The following is a 25004-nucleotide window of genomic DNA, read 5'->3' as shown; positions in this document are numbered from 1 at the left end:
GACATGTCAACGCCGACAACCATTGCCATCCGGATGTACAACGTCGGATTCGGCGACGCCTTCACCGTGACCGTGCGGCGCAACAATGAAACCTGGCGCATGCTGGTCGACTGCGGCGTGCACAGCCAGGGCCAGGCGCGCCCGATACGTGACTCCGTGCGGGCCATCATCGCCGACCTCACCGCGGCCGATCCGCACCATCGACCGCATCTCGACATTGTGGTCGCCACCCATCACCACGCCGATCACATCACCGGATTCGCCTGCCGGGAGTGGGAGCAGGTGAGCGTGGACGAGGTGTGGGTGCCATTCGTCGAGGATCCCGATGACGAAGACGCGCGACGAATCCGCAGCGGTCAGGTCGAGGCCGCGAACGGTCTGCTCGCGCTCATCGAACAGCGCGGCAACGGGCATCGCATGTCGACCTCCGTCGAACAGGCGCAGGCCTTCGCGGTGAACTCGCAGGGCAATGCCGCCGCGACCGATCGTCTCCTCGGCCGCAATTTCAGCGGATTCGCCGCACCTCACCGGGTGCGGTACCTGCCGAGCAAGAACGAATCCGAGAATACGATCGCCGTGGATCGCGTCGGGCTGCTCGCGCATATCCTCGGACCGCCGCGCGATGCCCGATTCCTGAAGCGCATGGATCCGCCCGCGAAGCAATCGTGGCCCCTGGTACGCGCGGGCGCGTCCGCGGCGACCGACGGCGGGCCGACACCGCTGTTCAACCGGCGCTATATCGCGCGGACTCCCTTGCCGGGCCGCCTGCTTCAAGCGAAGGCGGCGCTGGATCTGGACGAACTCGTCGACGATGACGATCGACTGCTGCGCGCCGCCTCGGTTCTGGAGAACGCGGTGAACAACACCAGCGTCTTCTTCGTGCTGGATATCGCCGGAACCAGGCTGCTTTTCCCGGGCGACGCACAGCAGGGCGCATGGGAGCACGTCCTGTCCGATCCACGCAATGTCGATCTCGTTTCCCGCCTGGCCTTCTACAAGGTCGGACATCACGGTTCGCACAATGCCACGCCCCGGCGTTTCGTCGAAAATGATTGGCAGACAGACGGTTACGCGATGATTCCATTCGGACTCGTCAAGCGATGGGCGAAGACCATTCCGAAGAAATCGCTGGTCGATTCGCTGGTGAGTCACGAGCACACCGTCATACGAGCCGACGAGTCCCCCGATGTCGTCCCCGGCAAAATCGCCGTCAATGGTGACCTGTGGAGCGAAGTGACACTCACAGCCTGAGCCAGCGTCCATCGGGCGCATTGGTTCTCCCCGACGCGGCTGCACCACCTAGTGCCCGGCTCGAGGCGGCTGAAGACGCCGAGCCGGGCCCTTCAAACCAGCGAAATCGGATCAGAAGACGAACTGGCTGCCGTAGGCCGTGGTCTGCGTAATCCCCACCGGGGTACCCACCGAGGCGGTTATGAAAGGGACGGCCGATACCGGTGAGGCACACTGGCCGACGTTCAACGCGGCGTTGTTGAAGATGAAGTGGTACGGGAACACAGTCTTGTCGTCCAGGTTGGCCGTCACTGTCGTGACGGTGGTGATCTGGCCCGGCGCCAAAGTGGCTTCCAGTACCTCTGCCAGGCCCAGGGTCCCGCCGACAGTCGGTCCGAGGCTCGCGCTGGGCGGGGAGGCGCTCGGGGTTGTCGTTTCGATGCTCGGGATTGTCGTTTCGATACTCGGGGTTGTCGTTTCGATACTCGGGGATGTGGTTTCGATACTCGGCGAGGTGGCTGCGGCGCTCTGGGACGTGGTGGCGGCGCTCTGGGACGTGGTGGCGGCGCTCTGGGACGTGGCGGCGGCGCTCTGGGACGCGGCGGCGGCGCTCTGGGACGCGGCGGCGGCGCTTCGGGACGCGGCGGCGGCGCTTCGGGACGCGGTGCTGGCACTCGGTGTTGGCACCTGCGTGGGCGTCACACTCGGCGTTGTGGACACCTGCGTGGGCGTCGCACTAGGCGTTGTAGGCACCGGCGTGGGCGTCGCAATCGGCCTCGGCACCGGCGTGGGCGTCACACTCGGCGTTGTGGGCACCGGCGCGAACGTCGCAATCGGCAGGCGGGCGGCAACGTTCGCCGGGCTGAACTCGGGGGAAATACTGGCCAACAACCCCTGATTGGGATCGATTCCGACGGTGAAGCCGTTATCCACACTGATCGCGCAGCCGAGGACGAACCCTGCGACGGCCTGCCCGGACGTCACCGCAGCGCCCTCCACGCTCAGCGAGTAGTCGCCGGACAACTGCGCGGCATGCGCGAATGTCATGAGGTAGGTCGGAGTCCGGTCGCCGGGTGGGTCCACTCTGACGTTGTCCACCGATGCTGTCAGGTGAATTCCGGCGCCGGATATGTCCGCACTGGGCGGCGGTTGCGCTCGGCTCGGCTCGGTGCCACCGGGCCACAGCACCACGACAGCCAGGACGGTCGCGACCACGCTGGTCGCGATAACGACGGATGGAGGTCGCATAGTTGGTCCTGTTTCGAATCGGATGTACACCAACGGCGGCGAAATCGCTTGCACAGACTCAAATAGCTAACGACTGGCAATCGTAGCGGTGCGCTGGCCCGCTGCGTTCAGTTGGCCGGGCGTGTCGCGCACCGGTTACAGCGAGCCACGGATTTGCTACAGGATTCGACAATTCGCCCCGGCGCTGCTGTGCGGGCCGCTTAAGCTAACTGCGCCGCAGCATGCGACAAACACTCGAGGTCGACAATCACCAATAGATAGACGTCCAGGAGGTACGGAATGCCGGAAGCCGGTCGTAGGCGTGGATCACGTCCAATATTGATTGCGAGCATGTTGCCACTGGCGGTTCTTTTCGGAACCGGAGTAGCCAACGCATCCCCGGACGTCACCGCGCAAGCACCTGTCACGCCACCGACGACAGCGGACTGGCTATCGCTGAGGCAGCACGAGCAGGGGCAAAGTCCTTTCCCGTTGCCGGCCCAACTCGATCTACTCGGCCGGTCGCCGGTCGACATCGCACCGTTGGTCGACACGCGCCGTGGCGATCGAGCTGTCGGCCGAGTGAATCCGCTCGCCGCCGACAGTTGGACCCGGGTCGAGGCGGTGGACGCGCCGGGCTCGCCGCCCGCCGTGGATCAGGAGCCGATCCAGGCGCTCTGCGAGCACGTCCCCGTAGATCCCCGCAGATGCACCATCACCGCTGTCGACGCGGCCGTCGGTGCGGGAATCGGCGCAGGCATCGCTGCTGGAGTTTCCGCGCCCGTCGCGATATCCGCCGGAATGGTCGGCGCGGCCGCCGGGTTCGTCGCCGGTATCCCCTTCATGCCGACCGGCTTGGTTGTCGGCCCGCTCCTCGGCGCAGCCGTCGGCGTCGCCGTCGTAGCCGGACCCGCGGCCCTGCTCGGTGGGGTGCTCGGGGCGTCGGTCGGGGCGATAGTGGGCATCACCACGCCCCTCCCGCTAGCGGACGGCTCAACCGATGGATCCGGCGCCCCCACCACCTCGCCGAGATAAAAACGGTCATCGATCCAGTCGTGCGTTGAGAATCCGGGCGATCTGGGCAATCGCACCCGGTTCGGTCATCGCGAGGTGGGTCGCGTCGATGTCGAAAATCGAAATCTGCCCGCGGACCACCTGCGCCCATCCCTCGGGACCCGCGGCGTCGGATCGCCTTTCACGTGTCGCGGTGAAGTAGAGCATGTCGCTGTCCAAGACCGCAGGCCGCCACCGACTGGCCGCCCGGATCGCCAGGTTGTAGGCGTCGGTCAGGCGCTCGATCCTTGCGGCGTCGACACCGAGGTTGCCTCCCAGGTGCCGTTCGATCAGATCGGCGGCCTCCTCGGCGGTCGCATCGGGACTCACGAAATCGACGCCCATGACCGGACCGAGATTGCTGATCAGTTCTCCGGCCGTGACGGCGGAGAGCGTCGACTCGTCGACACCGCCCACCTCGGCGTCCAACAGTGCCAGTAGCGCGACCTGTTCACCGGCGGCGCGCATCTCGACAGCAATGGCATGGGCGATCGCACCACCCAGCGACCAGCCGAGTAGGTGATAGGGACCGTGTGGCTGAACCGCGCGAATCTCGTCGAAGTAGCGTTCGGCCATTTCTTCGATCGACGTCGGACCGGGTACCTCGCCGCCGACTTGTGGCGCCTGAATTCCGTAGATCGGTCGACCGTCGCAGAGATACCGGTCGAGTGTGCGATAACACCACGACAGGCCCACGGCCGGGTGGATACAGAACAGTGGTGGTCGCTCCCCGGCGGTCCGGATCGGCAGCAGCACATCGAAGCCGACGGATCGGTCGACGACGGGTCCGGAGTGCATTCCGGATTCGATCCGCTTCGCCAGATCGGCCGGGCACGGATCCGACAGCATCCAGCTGATCGGAACCTCGTAGTCGAGTTTTTTGCGCAACTCGCTCACCACTTGCACCGACTTCAGCGAATTACCACCCAATGTGTAGAAGTCGTCATCGGCGCCCACCCGATCCACACCGAGTACCGCCCCGAAGACCTGTGCGACCTCCCCTTCCAGCCAGGACGAGGGCTCCCTGAACTCCGCTACCGCGAGCACCGGCTCCGGTAGCCGCGTGCGGTCCAGCTTGCCCGACGCGGTGAGGGGCACCGTGTCGAGCACCATCACCGTGGTGGGCACCATGTAGTCGGGTAGTTCAGATGCCGCGTGCGCCGAGACCGCCGCGGTGTCGACCGTGGCGCCCGCGGCGGGCACCAGGTAGCCGACGAGGTGGTCAACCGCACCGCTGGAGCGCATCACGGCGATCGCCCGGGCGACGCTCGGGTGCTCGGCGAGTACCGCCTCGATTTCACCGAGTTCGATACGCAGGCCGCGCAACTTCACCTGGAAATCGGTGCGGCCCAGGTATTCCAATTCGCCGCTGTTGCGCCAGCGCACCAAGTCACCGGTGCGGTACAGGCGCTGGCCGTCACCGTACGGATCAGGCACGAACCGTTCCGCGGTGAGACCCGGACGGGACTGATAGCCGCGCGCGAGCTGGTTGCCCGCCAAGTACAGCTCCCCAGCGACACCGGGTGGTACCGGATGTAACCGGTTGTCGAGTACGTATGCCCGCGCGTTCCATACCGGTGTGCCCATCGGCATGTTCCCACTGTCGGCTTCGGTCACCCGATGCGCGGTCGCGCACACGGTGAACTCGGTCGGCCCGTACAGGTTGTGCAACTCGACCCCGGGCACTATCCGCCGCACCGCCGCCGCCACCTCGGGGCCGAATGCCTCACCGCCCACCAGGAACGTCCGCACCGACTCCAGCGACTGGGCAGGCACCGCGTCCGCGAAGACCGCCAGCATCGACGGCACGAACGCGGCGATCGTGACCCGCTGGGTGGCAATGGTTTCGGCGAGATAGGCCGGGTCGGTGTGCCCGTCGGCTCGCGCGATCACCAGCCGCGCCCCCATCGCCAGTGTCGCGAACAACTCCCACACCGACATGTCGAACGTGGCCGGGGACTTCTGCAGCACCACATCATTCGGCATCAGGGCGTAGGTCTCGTTGACCCACCGCAACTGGTTCACCACCGAATAATGCAATACCGCAACACCTTTCGGTCGCCCGGTCGACCCGGAAGTGAAGAGCAAGTATGCGATGTTGTGCGGTCGCAGTGATGCGAGCCGATCGGCGTCGGTGACCGGCGCGTCATCGAAGCCGGACAGCTCCAGCCCATCGAGGGACGACAGCTCCAGCACCGGCGCGGCGATCGACAGCATGTACGCGACGCGGTCGGCCGGAAGGTCCGGATCGACCGGCACGTACCCACCGCCTGCGGCGTGCACCGCGTACATGGCGGTGATCTGGTCCAGTGAACGCCGCATGCGCAGCGCCACCAACGACTCCGGACCCACTCCGCGGGAGATCATCCACCGCGCCAACCGGTATACGCGAGACGCGAATTCCGCATAGGTCAGCGACTGTTCGCCGAACGTCACCGCGGTCCGGTCCGCATACGCCACCACGGAGTGAGCGAAGACCGAGGCGAGCGTCTCACCGGAAGGGAGCCTGCGATCGGTCGAATTCCACTGCGTCAGAACGGCTTCCCGTTCATCGGCGCCGAGCAGATCCACCTCGTGCACCGGCTGTGCCGGATCGGTCACCAGTGCGCCGAGCAATCGCAGCAGGCGATCGACGATCGTGGTCACTGTCGTCGGGTCGAAGAGGTCGCTCGCGTAGGTCACCCCGCCGCTGATGCCGGCGGGGGCACCGGTGGAGTCGTAGGAATCCGACACCGTGATCTGCAGATCGAACAGTGCGGTGTCGCTGTCGGCCGACGCGGCCGACGCCGAGAGCCCCGGAAGTTCGAACTGCGCCCTGGCGAGGTTCTGGAATGCCAGCATCACTTGGAAGACTGGATGGTGGGCGCGCGAGCGCACCGGGTTCAGCTCCTGCACCAGCCGCTCGAATGGAATATCGGCGTGCCCGAACGCGGCGAGATCGGTCTCGCGCACATGCTCGAGCAGCTGGGTGAACGTCATCCCCGGGGTCAACCGGGTCCGTAACACCAAGGTGTTGACGAACATCCCGACCAGATCGTCGAGTTCGGGCTCGCCGCGTCCCGCATACGGAGTGCCGATCGCTATATCGTCGGTATCGGCCAGCCGGGCCAGCGTGGCCGCCAGCGCGGCGTGGAAGACCATGAACAGCGTCGTGTTGTGTGCTCGCGCGACCTGCTGCAATCCCGCGTGCAGATCGGCACCGACCGTTATCGGCACGCTCGCGCCCGCATAAGTCTGCATGGCCGGTCGCGGTCGGTCGGTCGGCAGCTCCAGCAAAGCTGGGAGTTCCGCCAATTCGTTTGTCCAGTAGTCGATCTGGGCGCGTAGCAGCGATTCCGGATCGTCTTCGGTCCCCAGCACCGTCCGCTGCCAGATCGCGTAGTCGGCGTACTGCACCGACAGCGACGGCCAGCACGGTGTCTCCCCGATCAGGCGTGCCTCGTACGCGGTCATCATGTCCCGTGCCAGCGGACCCAGCGACGACCCGTCGCAGCAAATGTGGTGCGCCACCACGGCCAAGACCCGCTCCTGCGGCCCGAGCTCGAACAACCGCACCCGCACCGGCGCCTCGACCGTCACATCGAATACCGTCGAGACGAACGCCGACAACGACTCGGCCAGTTCCGGTTCCGCGACCGAGGTCACGGTCATCGGCGCCATCGACTCGGCGGCGGGCAGGACAACCTGCGACGGCTCGCCATCGGCATACGGGTATACGGTCCGCAGTACCTCGTGCCGGTTCAGCACATCCTCGATGGCCGCGCGCAGCGCGTCGAGATTCAGCTGTCCGGACAGCCGTAGCACGATCGGAATGCTGTAGGCGGCCGAGCCGGGCTCGAGCCGGTTCAGGAACCACATTCGCTGCTGTGCGTACGACAGCGGAATTCGCTGTGGCCGTGGCTGTGCGGTCAGCGCCACCCGACCGGTATCGGCCTGCGATTCGGCGCGCGCGGCCAACCTCGCGACCGTGGGCGCCTCGAAAATCATCGACGCCGGGATGGTCGCGTCGAGCGCGGCACCGATCCGCGCGGCTACCCGGGTGGCCACCAGGCTGTTGCCACCGAGTTCGAAGAAGTCGTCGTCGGCGCCTACCGGACCGCCGATGCCGAGGACGTCGGCGAATACGCCGGCCACTATTTCCTCCACCGGTGAAGCCGGGGCCCGGAATCGCTTGGCCTGGACGACGGGTGCGGGTAGGGCCGCGCGGTCGAGTTTTCCATTCGGCGACAAGGGGATCGCATCGAGGATCATCACCGCGGCGGGCACCAGATACGACGGCAGCACCTCGGCCAACGCCGCCCGCAACTGCTCGCCCGACAGACTCGCCCCGGTTTCGGGTACCGCATAGGAAACCAACATCACCGGACCCGTGCCCGCATGCCACGGCAACGTGACCGCGTATGCCACCTCCGGACGCGCGCTCAGCACCGCGTCGACCTCGCCCAGCTCGACCCGGTAACCACGGATTTTCACCTGGAAATCGTTGCGCCCCAGGAACTCCAGAGCACCATCGGTATTCCAGCGCACCACATCACCCGTGCGATACATGCGGCGTCCAGGTTCCCCGAACGGGTGCGCCACGAAGCGCTGCGCACTCGTTGCCGCCTTGTCGAGGTACCCGCGCGCCAGCGCCGACCCCGCCAGATACAACTCTCCAGCCACTCCCACCGGCACCGGCCGCAGCCGGGCATCCAAGACCAGCGCCTGCATGCCTTGCAGCGGGGCACCGATCGTCGGCCGGTCACCGGGTCGCAGCTCACCCGTCGCCGTGGCAACCACCGTGGCCTCGGTCGGCCCGTACAGCTCCCGGAACTTCCGTGCGCCGGCGATGTCGGTGCCCGCCCACCGATTCACCAGATCCGCCGGGACCTTGTCACCCCCGGACAGCACCACCCGCAAGTCGTCCAGCCCGGCCGGAACCACCGACGCGAGCGCGGCAGGGGTCATGAAGGCGTGGGTAACCCGCTGCGCGCGCAGGAGTTCGGTCAACTCAGCGCCGCCGTAGATCTGCGTCGGCACCACGACCAGCGCACCGGCACGGCTGACCGCCATCAGGATCTCCAGCAGGGCGGCGTCGAACGACGGCGACGCGAAATGCAACACCCTGGATGTGTGTCGGAGCTCGCGATCGGCGCGTAGCGCCGAGACGAAGTCGGCGATGCCGGAATGTGTGACGGCGACGCCCTTCGGCACCCCGGTGGATCCGGAGGTGAAGACCACGTAGGCAACGTTCGAGGTCCGCAGTGGTCGCAGCCGCTCGTCATCGCCGACCGGGCCGCTGGCCAACTCGTCGATCTGCGCGGCGATGGCCGCGTCGTCGAGCACGATCCAGTCCACCGAATCGGGCATCTCGGCACGCGCCGAGGACACCGTGAGGCCCAGCGTCGCACCCGAATCCGCCACCATCTGCTCGATCCGGCCCGCGGGATAGCTCGGGTCCACCGGCACATATGCCGCACCTGACTTCACCACCGCCCACCATGCGACGACGGAGTCCATCGACCGCGCTGCCGCCACCAGCACCGCACTCTCCGGCCCGGCGCCGCTGCGGATCAGCATCCTCGCCAGCCGGCTCGATCGTTCGTCCAGCTGTGCATACGACAACGTGGCATCCCCCGAGACAATGGCGATACCGTCGCCGTTGTCCCGGACGGCCGAGGCGAACACCTCCGGCAGCAATCCGGACGGCTCCAGCGCCGCCACCGTGTGTTCCCCCACCCGCGAGGTGAGCGCCGAGCGCTCGTCGGCTTCCAGCCAGTCGATGTCGCCGACCACTACGGCCGGATCGCCGGCGACGGCTTCCAGTACCCGCATCAGCCGTCGGACAATTCCCGCCGCGGTCGCCTCGTCGAACAGGTCCCGAGCATAGCTCATCATCCCCGAGATACCTTGCGCCACACCGGCATTGGACGAATCGGACAGCACCAATTGGAGGTCGAACTGGGTCGCCCCGGTATCCACATCCGCCCGTGCAACCCGGACGTCGGGCAGCGCCACATCGACCGTCGACACGTTCTGGAACGCCAAGGCCACCTGGAACAACGGATGCCGTGCCGCCGATCGCTCCGGCTTCAACTCCTCCACGACCCGCTCGAACGGCACGTCCGCGTGCTCGAACGCCAACAGGTCCGTCTCCCGGGTGCGCATCAGTAACTCGGCGAACGGCTCGCGCGTGTCCACCCGGGTCCGCAATGGCAGCGTGTTCACGAACATTCCCACCAGTTCGTCCAGGCCAGGCTCGCCCCGCCCGGCGACCGGGGTGCCGATCACTACGTCATCGCTGCCACTGAGCCGCCCCAATACCGTTGCCAGCGCCGCATGCATCACCATGAACAGCGACGACCCCCGCGACCGTGCCAGCGCGAGCAGCCGCTCGTGCAGCCGCGCACCGATCTCCACCGGTACCCGGCCGCCCGACAGCGATGCGATCGCCGGGCGTGGTCGGTCGGCGGGTAGTTCCAGCCGGTCCGGTGCGCCCGCGAGCGTCGAGCGCCAGAACTCCAGTTGCGCGGACATCAACGACGCCGGATCGTCTGCGGCCCCCAGCATCTGCCGTTGCCACCACGCGAAATCCGCGTACTGCACGGCGAGTGGTTCCCATTCCGGCGCGTGCCCGGCCAGTCGCGCGGTATACGCCACCATCACGTCACGGGCCAGTGGCCCCATCGACTGACCATCGCCGGCGATGTGATGGACCACCAGCACCAGTAGGAATTCTGCTGTGGCACTGTCGCTTTCGGCACCCAGTTCGAACAATCCCACTCGCATCGGCACTCGGGCGGTCACATCGAATCCGCGCCGCACGAACTCACCCACCACATCCGGGACCGAATCCGCAGGCACTCGCACCGGCTCCACCAGCACCGCGGGCTCGTCGAGAACGACCTGTCGCGGCTCACCGGAGGTTTCCGGATATATCGTCCGCAAAACTTCGTGACGTGCGACCACATCCGCGAGCGCGGCCGCCAGCGCTTCGGTATTCAGCCGTCCCGACAACCGCAGCATCACCGGAATGTTGTATGCCGCAGAGTCCGGCTCGAACCGGTTCAGGAACCACATCCGCTGCTGCGCGAGCGACAGCGGTACCGGGTCGGGACGCACTCCCGCCAGCAGGGGCAACCGGCCTCCACCGTTGAGTGCTCCTGCGAGCGCGGCCAATCCGCCGACGGTCGGCGCCTCGAATACCGACCGCACCGGCACTCGCCTGTCCAGGGCCGCACCTATGCGCGCCACCAGCAGCGAGGCACTCAGCGAATCGCCGCCCAGCGCGAAGAAGTCGTCGTCGACTCCCACCCGGTCCACATCGAGCACCTGCTCGAATGTTCGCGCGATCATTTCCTCTATCCCCGGCGAGGGCGCCCGGAATTCTCGCGCGACGGCAATCGGCTCGGGCAATCGCTCGCGATCCAGTTTCCCGTTGGCGGTCAGCGGCACCTCATCCAGCACCAGCACCGCGGACGGCACCATGTACCGGGGCAACGCCTCGGCCAGTGCCGCACGCAACTCCTCGCCCGATACCTCGGCCCCGGCCGCAGGAACGACATAGGACACCAGCAGCACCGGTCGCCCGCCATCGCGGCGCGCCACAGTGACCGCATATGTCACATCCGCACGCGCACCCAGCACCGCGTCGATCTCCCCCAGCTCGACCCTGGTGCCGTGCACCTTCACCTGAAAATCATTGCGCCCCAAGAACTCCATCTCGCCATCGGCGCTGCGGCGCACCACGTCACCGGTGCGGTACATGCGCTGCCCCGGCCCCCCGAACGGGCATGCGACGAACCGCGCCGCGGTCAACGCCATCTTGGCGACGTACCCATCGGCCAGACCGGTGCCGAACAGGTACAACTCGCCCGCGACGCCGTGTGGCACGGGCCGCAACCAGGTATCCAGGACCACGGCCGCGACGGCGCCGACCGGCCTGCCGATCGTGATCGCGGCACCGGGCACGAGTGCATCGCCCGCGGTAGCCCAGATAGTGCTTTCGCTCGGCCCGTAAAGATTGACCATGGTGCGATACGGCGCCCACCGATCGACCAGTTCCGGCCCGACCGGCTCGCCGGCTGTCGCCAGCACGCGCAGCCCGTCGAGACCGTCGCACGGGACTGTCGCCAGCGCCGAGGGGGTCACTACGGCATGCGAAATACGTTCGCGCCCGATCAGATCCGCCAGCTCGGGGCCGGCGTAGACATCGGCGGGCGATACGACCAGCCGGCCGCCCGAGCCGTGCGCCATCAACAATTCGAACACCGAGGCATCGAAGCTGGGCGAGGCGACCTGCAGTACTACCGACATCAGGTCGACGCCGAGTATTCGTCGCTGCGCTGCGACCATATCGACCAGGCCGCGATGGCTGACGAGTACACCCTTGGGCGTACCGGTCGACCCGGAGGTGTAGCTCACGTACGCGATCTGATCCCGCCGAATCGGTCCGCCGCGTTCGGCATCGGTGATCGGCACGGCGGGAACCGAGTCCACCGCGCCGCGCGTGTGCTCCTCGTCGAGGATCAGCCAGTCGACGCCGTCGGGAAGATGCTTCCCCGCGGACGTATCGGTCAGCGCGAGCACGGTTTTCGAATCCGAAAGCAGAAATTCGATCCGTTCCGACGGCAAGGTCGGATCGATCGGCAGGAATGCGGCACCGGTCTTCGCGACGGCCCACAGGGTGACCGTCGCTGCCAGGGATCGCGGAAGCACGGAGGCGACGACCTGTCCGGCGCGGGCGCCGTGCCGCAGCAGGACCCGAGCCAGACGTGCGGATCGCTCGTCGAGCTGCCGGTAGGTCATGGTGGCCGTGGCGCACCGCACGGCGATCGCTTCGGGTTCGGCGGCGGCGGAAGCGGCGAGTATCCGGTCCAATGTGTCCGGGATCGCGACCTGCGCACCCGAAACCGGCCACGTCGGCCCCGGCTCCTCGGCGAGCGGCAGCTCGCCCAGCCGCATATCGGCATTCGCGGCGATCCGACACAGCAACTCGACGAAGCGGTCGAGGATGCGGCGCGCCGACGCGGTATCGAACTCACGGTCGTGGAATCGGAGGGTGATCCGAAGTCCCTGCGCCTCGCCGTGCTCGGACTGCTTCGGTTCCACGACCAGGCTCAGCGGGTACGGCGTTGCGTCCACACCGCTGAGTTCGTCCACTCGCAGGCCAGCCGAATCGACGAGTTGCTGCAGTGCCGTCCGGTCGACCGGAAACGACTGGAAGGTGATGGCGGTGTCGAAGAGTTCGGGCAGACCGACGCTGCGGTGAATCTCGGGTAGGCCGATATGGTGATGATCCAGCATGCGGGCGTGCCGCGCCTGAATGCCGATCAGCAACTCGCGTACCGTCATTGTGGGATCGAGCGGGACTCGCACGGGAATCGTATTCAGAAACATGCCGAGCGTCTGATCGACCAGCGGCAACTCCGGGGGCCGGCCCGAAACGGAGGAGCCGAAGATCACATCGGTCTCACCGGTCAGTACCCGCAGATTCAGGGCCCAGGCCGCGGCGACGGCCGTATTTATGGTGACGGCCGCCTCCGCCGCCACTCGACGAAGTTCTCCGAAACGATCCGCCGTCAAGTCGGCCCCGACCTCGGCGGCGGATACCGAGCCCGCCGCGCCGGCGTCGCGGGACACCCGGGTGGGTGCGTCGACATTCGAAAAGGCTTGCGCCCATGCCGCTTTGGATGCTGCGCTGTCCTGCCGACCCAGCCAGGACAAATAGTCGCGGTAGGAGGGAGCAGGTCCAGCGGAGCCGATATGTGCGGGAGATCCGTAGTAGTCGAGCAGTTCTCGCATCAGCAGCGGCATCGACCAGCCATCCAGGATCACATGGTGATTCGTGACCAACAGCCGGAAGGACCCCGCATCGAGCCGGATCAGCGTCAAGCGCAGTAGCGGAGGAGCCGACAGGTCGAATCCCGCCGCCGCGTCCGCTGCGGCAATGGATCCCGGATCGGCGGCGGATTCCGCATCGCCACCACCGGCGAGATCGATCTCCCGGAACGGGATTTCGGCATGGTCCAGCACGATCTGGCACGGCCCCGCCGCGGTCTCGACAAAGGCGGCCCGCAGGATATCGTGCCGGTCGACCACCGCCTGAGCGGCACGTCGCAGGCGCTCACTGTCGACCGCGCCGGAAAATCCGATCATCGTCTGGACGGTGTAGTTGTCCCCGGTATCCGGGTCGAACGTCGAGTGGAAGTGCATCCCGGATTGTGTGGGCGACAACGGCCACACGTCGGACAGGCCGCGGAACTGCCGCTCGAGCCGATCGATGTCGGGTTGTGTGAGCGCGACGAGCGGAGAACCCGAGGCACGATCCGCCGCCGGGAGTCGAGGGGGTGCCTCGATTGTCACCGCAGCCGCATCGCCGTCCGCCATTGCGGCGAGGGCGGCAACTGTCTTGCCTTCGAATACATCTCGCGGCGTGAGCGTGAGCCCGGCGGATCTCGCCATAGCCACCAGCCGCATCGAGACGATGCTGTCCCCGCCGAGCGCGAAGAAGTTGCTATCGGCGGACACAGTGTCGAGATGGAGCACATCGGCGAAGAGTTTCGCCACGACCTGCTCGGTATGCGTCGACGGTGGTCTGCCGCCTGCGGCGTCGGAATCGAAGGCGCACTGCTGCAACGCTTTCCGATCGATCTTTCCGGTTGGCGTGCGCGGCATCTGGTCGAGCCGCACGATCGCCGCGGGATTCATATAACGAGGTAGCCTGCCCGCGAGATCGTCGCCGAGTGCCGCCACATCTACTACAGCGCCCGGCGCGGAGACGACATAGGACATCAGAACCGGTTCGCCGGCAGGCCCTTCCACCGCAACCGTAGCGACGCTCGCCACGTCCGGGTGCCGGGCCAGGTGGGCATCGATTTCCCCCGGCTCGATCCGCAGGCCGTGAATCTTGACCTGCTGATCGCAACGGCCCAGGTATTCCAGTGCCAGCCCGGCGCGTCCGCGCACCCAGCGCACGGAATCGCCGGTGTGGTAGATCCGCTCGCCGCGGGTGGATCGCGGATCCGCGACGAAGCGCGACGCGGTCACACCCGGTCGATCGACGTACCCGCGGGCAAGTCCGGGCCCACCGATATAGAGTTCGCCCGCGACACCGACCGGCACCGGTCGCAGCCACGAGTCGAGAACCATCGCGGACGCGCCTCGGATCGGTCCACCGATCGTCACCGGCTCGCCGGGTACGAGGGCATCCGACCCCGTCGCCCAAATCGTGCACTCGGTCGGTCCGTAATGATTCATCAGCCGTCGCCCAGCGCCCCACCGGTGCACGGTGTCCGGCCCGGTCGCTTCGCCGACGACCGCGAGCGATGTCAACGACGGTGTCCGGGACGGATCCATCGTATTCAGCACGGATGGGGTGATGATCGCGTGCGAAACCTGCTGCGACCGAAGCAATTCCTCGAGGTCGGACCCCGCGTACACCTCCGGTGGCGCCACCACGAGGCACGCGCCACTGCCATGCGCCAACAGCAACTCCGACATGCACGCGTCGAATCCTGGCGACGCGACCTGCAACACCATCGAATCCATACCCACACCGAAGGCGTCGACTTGCGCCGCGACGAGGTCGGCCAGACCTCGATGGCTGAGGTGGACCGCCTTCGGTTTGCCGGTCGATCCGGAGGTGTAGATCACGTATGCCGCGTTGTCGGCCGACAGCCTGTCGGCCCCGGCCGGGACACCCGTCGGATGAGGTAGATCCTCATAAGCATCCGAAGCCGAAGCGTCCAGAATCAACCATTCGACAGTGTCCGGAAGCCGCGGTGCCACAGCGCTGGTCGTCACGCCCAGACTCGTCCCCGAGTCGGACACCAACTCCTCGATGCGCGCGGCGGGATTGCCGGGATCCAACGGCAGGAAGGCGGCACCCGTTTTCGCCACCGCCCAGATCGCGACGACCAGTTCGGCCGAACGGGGAACGGCCAGTGCGACGATCGACTCGGCGCGAGCACCACGGCCGGCCAGCAGGCGAGCGAACCCGTCGGCGCGATGCTCCAGCTCACGATAGGTCCACCTGGTGTCACCGCACCGAACGGCCACAGCATCCGGATACCTCCGGGCGGTCCCCGACAGGATGTCGCGTAGCACGAGCTGCGCGGTCGGCTCCGCGCTGCCGACCGAAAGCAGTTCCGCGCGTTCTGAATCCCAGCAGGAGGAGACCGCGGCGACCTTCCGGGCGGGATCGCTGACGATCTGGGTGAGCAGCAACTCGAAGCGCTCGAGCAGCGTGCGAGCAGCGTCGGAATCGAATCGGTCGGTGGCGAATTTCAGCGTCACCGTGTAGGTGCCGGGCTCGTCGGCAGCATCCGGTCGTCCGGCACGACTCGACTGCGGCGGGGTCACTTGCAAACTCAGCGGATACGGCGTGGCATCGTGTGTGTCGATCTCGACGAGCCGCAATCCGGCGTCGGAGAGATTGCGTGCCAACAGTTCCCGGTCGAGCGGGTAGGACTCGAGCACCGTAGCGGTATCGAACATATCGGCATTACCGGTGGCCCGTTGCAGCTCCGCCAAGCCGATGTGCTGGTGATCCAGCATCGCGGCCTGCTCGGACTGCACGCGGACGAGCAGGTCGCCGACGGTTTCGTCGGGTTGGAGCCGGACGCGGACGGGCAGCGTGTTGACGAGGAGCCCGACCATGCGCTCGACATCCGGAATCTGCGCCGGGCGGTGCGACACGGTATTGCCGAACACCACGTCCGACCGTCCGGTCAGGGTGGCCACCAGCAATGCCCACGCCACCTGCAAGGCCGTATTGGCAGTGACGCCGTGCGAGCGGCCCAAATCGAGAATCGCGGCGGTGGTCGCGGCGTCGAGGTGCAGACCGACTTCACCGGCGTGCGCGGTGACGGTCCGATCCGGCCCGCCCGTGACCCGGGTCGGACTGTCGATTCCGGCGAGCATCTCCCGCCACGCGGCGGTTGCGGCGTCGCGATCCTGAATCTGTAGCCACCGCAGATACTCTCGGTACGAACGAGGGGGCGCGAGCTCGGCCGTATCGCCATCGGATATGTACAGCGCGAGCAATTCGTGGATCAGCAGGGGCATCGACCAGCCATCCAGCACGAGATGGTGGTTGGTGACCAGCAACTGGAACATATCGACGCCGGTGCGCACGAGGTGGAAACGCATCAGCGGCGGGCAGGCCGGGTCGAACGGCGCCGCAGCCGCCGTCGCGCGTCGCCGAAGTGCTTCTGCCTGCTGCCCGACATCGCTGATGTCGGTGATACTCGACTCGCCCCAATCGACCCCGACGTCGCGCAACACGATCTGACGTGGCCCATCGGCACTTTCGACGAACGCGGTCCGCAGGCTGTCGTGCCGGTCGATGAGCACCTGCGCGGCCCGCCGCATCCGCTGCGCATCCACCTGCCCGGCAAACGTCAGCGCCGCCTGCACGGTGTAGCCGTCGTCGACGTCCCGGTCGTAGATCGCGTGGAACAGCAGCCCGGACTGCAGGGCGGTGAGTGGCCACACATCGGTCATCGACGGGTATTCCCGCAGCCAGTGGTCGACATCGTCCTGTGATACCGCGGTGAGCGGGAAGTCGGATGGGGTGAAGCCGGGTGTGGTGTCGGATCGGACGTGATCGGCAAGCGCCCCCAGGGCTAGAGCCCACAGCCCGGCGAGTTCGTCGACCTCCGCACCTCCCAACACTTGTGAGGCGAACTCCCAGGTCGCGTTGAGTTCGAGCCCGTCGAGCCCCTCCTCGGCGATCGCATTGATATCGAGCACGGCGGACAACGCCATCCCCGGATCGCTCGTCGCGGTCAGTGCGGTGAATTCGGTGGTGGGTGCCCAGGGCACCGAGTGTTCACCGACGCTCACCCGGCCGAGGTAGTTGAAACTGATCTGAGGTTCGGGCAGGTCTGCGAGCTCGGCGCTCCCCTGCGAATCGAGATAGCGCAGCATTTGATAGCCGATGCCGTTGTCGGGCACCGCGCGCAGCTGTTCTTTCACCTGCTTTATCGCCAGTCCCGCACTCGAGCCGCCCGCGAGCGCATCATCGATGTCGATGTTCTCCCATTCGATCCGGACCGGGAACCGAGTGGTGAACCAGCCGACGGTGGCACTGAGATCGGCGCCGGGTACGGCCCGCTCCTCGCGGCCATGTCCCTCCAGCGAGATCAACTCTGCGGCCACCGCCGTACCGCGCCGGCGCCGCCACTCACCCAGTGCCAGTATCAGCGCCGCCAGCAGCGGATCGTTGGCACTGCAGTGGAAGCGGTCCGGAATGGTGGTGAGAACCGCTTCGGCAACCGCTGCCGGGATGCGCTGACGCACCCGGCCCGCCGTGGCCCCGACGTCACGATCCGGGACCAGACGGCGCGATCCGAGTAGCTGATCGCCTTGCTCGAGTAGGCCTTTCCACAGGTCGAGCTCCGCCGACCGCCGGCCCGGCGCTTGCTCGACCAAACCGTGCATCCACCGCCGGAACGAGGTGGTGGCCGGGCCGAAATGCGGTTCGCCGCCGTCGCGAACCTGCGACCAGGCCTGCGCGAGGTCGGCCAGGATGATGCGCCACGACACCGCGTCGACGGCGAGATGGTGGATCACCAGCCACATCAGGTCGGGGCCCGAGCCGTTGCGATCCTGAATCCAGACGGCCTGAAACAGCACACCGTTGCCCGGGGCCAATCGATCCGCGGCCTTCTGCAAGTGCCGACCGATTTCGGCGGCGTCACGTCGATCGACCCGAACATCGACGAGCGCGGCGTCCGGATCGACCGCTTCCCGATCGAGCACCTCGACGTACCGACTAGCCGAATCGCCGCGCAGTACCGCCCGCAACATATCGTGGCGGTCCAGCAGGGATCCCACTGCGCGCACCAGGCCCGCTCGATCGACGCCCTCGGGAAGCTGAACGAGCGCGGCCTGCGCGAATCGGTCGTAACGACCCCGATGAAGCATCGCGTGCATGATCGGCGACAACGGCATCGGCCCTACACCACCGCCGGGCAACTCGGCCAGCTCGGGGCTATCGCCGGCTTCCGTCGCCGTTGCTGCCAGGCCCGCGACGGTCTTGTGCACGAAGACATCCTGTGTGGAGAAACTCAGGCCCTCGGCCTTGGCGCGCGCCACCAGCCGGATCGACAGAATGCTGTCGCCACCGAGGGCGAAAAAGCTGTCGTCCGCCCCGACTCGAGGCACGCCGAGCACCTCGGTGAACAGCCGTGCGACCGTCTTTTCCCGGGCGGTCGCTGGTCCACGCCCGACCGCTGCGGTCCCGAATTCGGGCCTCGGCAAAGCGCTGCGATCGAGCTTGCCGAAGGCATTGACCGGCAGGCTGTCCAACGAGAGGATCACCGCCGGGACCATATGCGGCGGCAGCGAAGCGCGGGCGAAGCGCTGAAGTTCGAGCGGATCGATCCGACGACCGCTGACCGGGACGACATAGGACGCCAGCACCGTCGTGCCGATGTTGTTCAGCACCGGCACAGTGACGGACCGATCCACGTCCTCATGTGTGGTGAGCGCGGCGTCGATTTCCCCCGGCTCGATCCGGTAGCCACGGATCTTGACCTGGAAGTCGCTGCGCCCCATCAATTCCAGCGTCGGCTCGGCATTATCGCCGGTCCAGCGCGCGATATCGCCGGTGCGGTACATCCGCTCGCCGGTGCCGCCGTACGGATCGGCGACGAACCTGGCGGCGGTTTCGACGCACAGATGGCTGTATCCACGGGCCAATCCCGGTCCGGCGAGATACAACTCGCCCGCGGTGCCCTTTGGCACCGGTTGGAGCGTTCGGTCCAGCACCATCGCCGAGACGCCGCGGATGGGGCCACCGACCGTATGGGCGCGGCCGGGTCTCAGCATGGAGCCGACGGCGGTCACGGTGGTTTCGGTAGGACCGTATTCGTTGTAGATGGACACCGACGGTGTCGTCCACCGCTCGATGACGTGCGGTGGACATACATCGCCACCGACCACGACTACCCGCAAATCCGTCGTCCGACGCGGGTCCACAGTTGCCAGCATCATGGGCGTCAGCGTCAGGTGGGTCACGTGCTCGTCGGCCAACAGTTGCGTGAGCGGCTCACCGCCGCTCACCTCCGGCGGCACGATCACCAGCGTGGATCCGATCGCGAAGCAGGTCAGAAACTGTTCCAGGGAGGCGTCGAAACTGGGCGAGAGGGCGTATGACACGCGTGAGGTGGCGTCGATGCCGTACGTGGCGGCGCGGTCGGCAACCAGATTCGCGAGGCCGGCGTGCGTAACCTGGACGCCTTTCGGGGCTCCGGTGGATCCCGAGGTATAGGTGATATAGGCGATGTTGGACGGCCGTAGTGGGCGGATACGGTCATCGTCGGAAATCGGCGCGCTCGCGGCGTCGCATTCGCCCAGGGGCGCACGGTCGTCGAGCACCACATGGCGCATCGCCAGCGGGAGCCGCCCGCGCAGGGCGTCGACCGTAATCGCCACAGCCGCACCGCTGTCGGCGACGATATGTGCTATCCGCTTCGCCGGGTACTCGGGGGACAACTGGACAAATGCCGCACCGCATTTCGCGACCGCCCACGTCGCCACGACCAATTCGACCGAACGTCGCAGCATGATCGCCACCGCCGTGTCCGGGCCGCAGCCCAGATCTATCAGATCCCTGGCCAGCTGCGAGGACCTGGTGTCCAGCTCGCCATATGTCATCGTCTGCCCGGCCGAGGCGATCGCGCACGCACTACGATTGCGGCTCGCGCTCTCGGTCAGAATCTCTGGAAGCAGCTGTGTTTCGACCCCGCCGGGCCCCCGCACAGGCAGCAGGGCAGACCGTTCCTGAACTTCGAGCAGCGGCACTCGGCTGACCGGAGATCCCTGTCCCCCTGCGAGGAACTCGTGCAGAAACATGCGGAACCGCCGGTGGTGGCCCGCGAGCTCCTCAGGGGTGTATGCATTCGGATTTCCCTGGAAGTCGATATGTGTACTGTCTCTGCCGGCGCCCGGGTAGATATTGACGAAGAGGTCGGCGGTAGGTCCTGAGGTGAGGACGTGCAGGCGGCCTGTCGTGTTGCCGAGCACAATCTCGTTCTCGATCATCATGAGGTTCACGGCCGGCCCGAAGGATGGCGCCTCGTCGCGCGCAATCCCCATATCGTGGAATATGTCCTCTTGGCGATAGCGCTGCCGCCGAAGAGCACTGGTCAACTCGCTTTGCACAGCGGAGATCAATTCACCGACGCTGCGGCCGGCGACCCGAACTCGCAGCGGGACCACATTCGCCACCATCCCCCCGGAACGGCGCAGCACGGCAGAGTGCCGACCCGAAACCGGCAGGCTCAGCAATACTTCATCGCTCCCGGTCATCCGCGCTAGATAAGCGGCGAACGCCGCGACGATGGTCGGAGTCACGCTCTGGCCGTGCTGGCTCCGCAGTAGATGCGCGGTGGCGTCCGGCAACTCTGTGCTGACCAGCGCCGGATGAATGGTGGGCTTGCCTACGCGACCGGCCAGGCTGACGACGGCAGGCGCGCCTGCCAGGTGCTCGAGCCAGTATCTGCGATCGTTTTCGAAACGTGCCGAACCCCGGTACGCCAGATCCTGCTCGACGACGACCCCCAGGTCCTGCGCCGCGCACGGCGGCGCTTCCTCGGACCTCACCCGAGCGTTGTACAACTCGGTTATCCGGTGCAGCATCGTTACCGCGGCAAAACCATCGAGTGCGATGTGGTGTGCACGCTGGTACCACAGGAAATGGTCCTCGCCGACCTGGAACACGATGCTCGTCATGAGGTCGTCGTTCAGCAGGTCCAGGGGGGCGGAATAATCCTGAACCATGATTTCGTGCGCAGTCGCAACCGGATCGGCGTGCCGACGCAAGTCCATGATCGACACCTGAGCTCCGCGTTCCTCGTCGACGAACTGACCTGGCTCTCCGTCGACCTCGATCAGGCGGACGTGTCCGGATCCGAACTCGCGACCAGCGGTTCTGCATGCCTCGGCAAGCAATTCCGCGTCCAACTCGCCTACGATCTCGACGAATTGGGCTACAGATATCGGCGATGATTCCGCGAGGTGCTGGGCAAACCAGATTCCCCGCTGAGCCGCAGTCAGTGGAAGAATGTCGAATGATGACAGTCGCGCGGATCCATTACCGTCGGAGCGCGCGGCGGAACCGTTTCCCGAATTTGTGCCGGGAAAGTGGAATGAGCCGTTTTGCAGCACTTTCGACTGATCCGGATTGCTATTGATACCGCTCTTGAACTGGTCCATCTCGACCTCCGCTGATATCACTCATTTCAGGAAATCAGTTCTATTGCTGCAAAGTTGCCGATATCAGTGTGGTGGAATTTGCAACATAGCGACGTCAACCGGGTCGCATGCTCAGGAAGGCACCGTCAAGGCGATCGGCACACGATCTCGCCGACGCTTACGCGGCGTTCTCGTCGGTTGGACGTCTCAGCCATCCATCCATCGTCCGGTCGCCCGTCGTGCATGGCCCAGGGACCAGGGGCCAAATTCACAAGGAGCGGGGCGCCATTCGGCACCCTACGGCAAATATACCGCAGACACGTGCCACTCTGTTGAGACAGCGATAACGTTATCTGACAGGCCATTCGAGCACGAAGTTGCAGTTCAGAGCGTTGAACAGCAATGGATTGGCTAACATTCGCGGCAGGTCAGTCAGGTTAGGCTACCCATAGTCCAACCTGCGCGACCGGCTTCAAGACTCCCGAACAACTGCGTGACCTGCTTCGAGTACTCCAGCACCAGGCAGAGCTCGAATCCTGCGGAGAATCAGGCCTCTGAACCGTTGGAACAAACCCTCCACCACAAGAAAGCTGACAGTTAACGACATCTGGTTCGGAACCGCCCCTAATGCCGCCGCTGAACACTGCGGTAAGTCAAGACTTCAGGAGCCGCTGAATTTACGCTGCGAAACCATCGTGCCGATTGAGAGGAGCCGAAAACGGTCCGCACCGGGAATAGCTAACTGCAACTCTTATTTCGCGCGGTTGATGCCCTGAACGCCGATCTGGACAAAAAGACGTTATCGGGCGAGCAATATACGAGGACGAACTGCAAGAGCGGCGGCTTGGCCTTACGGCACCATCGAGTCCGGATGCCGGCCTGGACGGGCCCTTTTCGCCCGGCTGCCTGCGAGACCGCGGCACGACTCGAATCCCAGCACCACACTCTGCAGACCAGCATCTTGGAACTCGAAACCGCCGACGGCATAGCGGCCTGCTCGGCTGTCCTCTACGATCGCACGGGCCAACTCGGCACTTGCGTAGTAACCGCCCTCTCCAATGCCGCCCGTCGAGTAGACCTGGCGCGTCCGCTGGACCTGGCGAACCGCTGACAGCATGTTCGGCGTCCCGGATGCTCCGACCAGGAGTGCCCGGGACGCCAGCGGTGCCGGGACTACGGAGCCAGCGGGATGGAACGGTTATACGACGCGAACGAGGCAACTGCAGGCCGTTCTCCCTGCCGATTACTCCCACGAAATCGCAGCGGTCAGCGCATCTCTGTCGACAGCCACCGGCGAACCCGACAGCAGCAACGGCGAAGCCGCCGGTCGCGCCCAGTGTGGATCTGACACGTGCCCCCAGTCGGACTCGAACCGACACTTTGCAGATTTTAAGTCTGCTGCCTCTGCCAATTGGGCTATAGGGGCGCCCGGTCAGCGTACCGACTCGTACTGCCGTACCGGAATTCCGTTCTGCAGGCTAGCGCATCCCCGGTGGTGGCCAGAGTAATGCCGCCATCGCACAGTCAGATCATCTAGTCGTGGGCGACCACCGGTGCGGTGCTGTCGGAGGAGTTCGCGCCAGGTCCGTTGGCGAGGACGGAATGGCGGCGGCTGTAGGCGAAGTAGACGATCAGGCCGATGACCATCCAGACGAGGAAGCGCAGCCAGGTTTCGACCGACAGGTTCAGCATCAACCAGAGGCAGGCGAGTACGGCGAGGATGGGGATGAGCGGGACCAAGGGCACGCGGAAGCCGCGCGGAAGCTCGGGTCGGGTGCGGCGCAGGATGAGAACGCCGATGGCGACCAGGACGAAGGCGAAGAGCGTGCCGATATTGACCATCTCCTCGAGGGTGCCGAAGTCCACGAAACCGGCGAGCACGGAGCAGACCACACCGACCACGATGGTCAACCGAACCGGAGTGCCGTTCTTGCCGGTGCGCGCGAGCTGACGCGGCATCAGTCCGTCGCGCGACATGGCGAACAGCACGCGGGTCTGTCCGAGGAACAGCACCATGACGACCGTGGTGAGTCCGGCGAGCGCGCCGATGGAGATGATGTTTTTGGTCCAGGTGGCGCCGTGTTGCGCGAAAGCCGTCGCGAGCGTTGCTTTGTCGCCCGATAGTGCGGTGTAGGGCACCATCCCGGTGAGGATCAGGGATACCGCGACATAGAGAATGGTGACGATGACCAGCGAGCCGAGGATGCCGCGCGGCAACGAGCGTTGCGGATTCTTCGTCTCCTCCGCCGTCGTCGCGACGACATCGAAGCCGATAAACGCGAAGAACACCAGACTGGCCGCGGCGAGCAGACCGTACCAGCCGAACGTGCTGTGTCCGGCGCCGGTGAAGTAGGAGAACAGCGACTGGTGCAGCCCCTCTCCTTCCGCACCGGACTGCGACGACGGGATGTAGGGCGTCAGGTTCGACTTGTCGAAGTAGGTGGCGCCGACGACGAGAACCACCGCGATAACGCTCAACTTGATGGCGACGGCCACCGCCGAAACCCGCGAGGACACCTTGGTGCCGACCGCCAGCAGCACACCCAAAACCGCGATAAGAAATACCGCACCCCAGTCGAAGTCGATCGGCCCCAGATGCGCGATCGGCGAATGCGATCCCATCACCTCACCGAGGTACTGCGACCATCCCTTGGCGACAACCGACACCGCGAGCGCGAACTCCAGGATCAGATCCCAGCCGATGATCCATGCGACGAGCTCGCCGAAGGTGGCGTAGGAGAACGTGTACGCGCTGCCCGCCACTGGAACCGTCGAGGCGAATTCGGCGTAGCACAGCGCGGTCAACCCACAGGCGATGGCGGCGAAGACGAAGGCCAGGGAAACCGAAGGTCCGGCGACATTGCCCGCGGTGCGTGCGGTGAGCGTGAAGATGCCTGCCCCGACGACCACGGCGACACCGAAGATGGTGAGGTCCCAGGCGGTCAGATCCTTGCGCAGTTTCGAGTCGGGTTCGTCGGTGTCCCGGATGGACTGCTCGACCGATTTGGTACGGAACAGACCGCCCCATCGAGTTCCTGGGGTCGCCAACACTGTCTCCTTGCTGTCGTCGACGGGTTCTGTATTCGATTGCGGCGCTCCCCGGGCCCTCCGGGGTAACGCAAGCTGCCGCCTCCATACCCGTCGCTCACGCCGCTGTATTCAATTGCGGCGCTCCCGGGGCCCTCCGCGGTTACACAAGCTGCCGCCTCCATACCCGTCGCTCACGCCGCTGTATTCAATTGCGGCGCTCCCGGGGCCCTCCGGGGTTACACAAGCTGCCGCCTCCATACCCGTCGCTCACGCCGCTGTGT

6 protein-coding genes and 1 tRNA gene are annotated in these 25004 nt (G+C 66.0%); 3 read left to right on the top strand and 4 right to left on the bottom strand.

Features of this window, described 5'->3' with window-relative positions; genetic code table 11:
* Nucleotides 1-3: 3 nt before the first annotated feature.
* Nucleotides 4-1251 (top strand): hypothetical protein, encoded by a 1248-nt coding sequence (locus AB0J47_RS06470; protein ID WP_364341205.1) that lies wholly within the window; start codon nucleotides 4-6, stop codon nucleotides 1249-1251.
* A 111-nt stretch (nucleotides 1252-1362) separates the two neighbouring features.
* On the opposite strand, the gene AB0J47_RS06465 is transcribed toward AB0J47_RS06470, so the two are convergent.
* Nucleotides 1363-2478, bottom strand: a complete 1116-nt coding sequence (locus tag AB0J47_RS06465; protein ID WP_364341203.1) for an MspA family porin — start codon at nucleotides 2476-2478, stop codon at nucleotides 1363-1365.
* Between the two features lie 330 nt (nucleotides 2479-2808).
* Here AB0J47_RS06465 and AB0J47_RS06460 point away from each other — a divergent pair, with 330 nt between their 5' ends.
* A complete protein-coding gene (locus tag AB0J47_RS06460) occupies nucleotides 2809-3492 on the top strand; it encodes a hypothetical protein (RefSeq protein WP_364341201.1) in 684 nt (227 codons plus the stop codon).
* 6 nt (nucleotides 3493-3498) lie between these two features.
* Here the strand turns inward: AB0J47_RS06460 and AB0J47_RS06455 are convergent, their stop codons facing one another.
* Complete coding sequence (locus tag AB0J47_RS06455) at nucleotides 3499-21714, bottom strand: amino acid adenylation domain-containing protein (protein ID WP_364341199.1); 18216 nt, start codon at nucleotides 21712-21714, stop codon at nucleotides 3499-3501.
* A gap of 850 nt (nucleotides 21715-22564) precedes the next feature.
* On the opposite strand from AB0J47_RS06455, the gene AB0J47_RS06450 reads away from it, so the two are divergent.
* The gene (locus AB0J47_RS06450; RefSeq protein ID WP_364341197.1) at nucleotides 22565-22804 is read left to right on the top strand and encodes a hypothetical protein; all 240 of its coding nucleotides are present in this window, start codon (nucleotides 22565-22567) and stop codon (nucleotides 22802-22804) included.
* A gap of 241 nt (nucleotides 22805-23045) precedes the next feature.
* Here AB0J47_RS06450 and AB0J47_RS06445 read toward each other — a convergent pair.
* Both AB0J47_RS06445 and AB0J47_RS06440 read right to left on the bottom strand, forming a co-directional pair.
* Nucleotides 23046-23119 (bottom strand) — tRNA-Leu (locus tag AB0J47_RS06445).
* Between the two features lie 107 nt (nucleotides 23120-23226).
* Nucleotides 23227-24741: an amino acid permease gene (locus tag AB0J47_RS06440; protein WP_364341195.1), complete on the bottom strand. Its 1515-nt coding sequence runs from the start codon at nucleotides 24739-24741 to the stop codon at nucleotides 23227-23229.
* Between the last annotated feature and the right edge of the window lie 263 nt (nucleotides 24742-25004).

Source organism: Nocardia sp. NPDC049737 (genome assembly GCF_040674755.1).
Lineage (GTDB): Bacteria > Actinomycetota > Actinomycetes > Mycobacteriales > Mycobacteriaceae > Nocardia.
The sequence above is the reverse complement of the archived record's forward strand: the minus strand, read 5'-3'. Positions and strand labels throughout refer to the sequence as shown.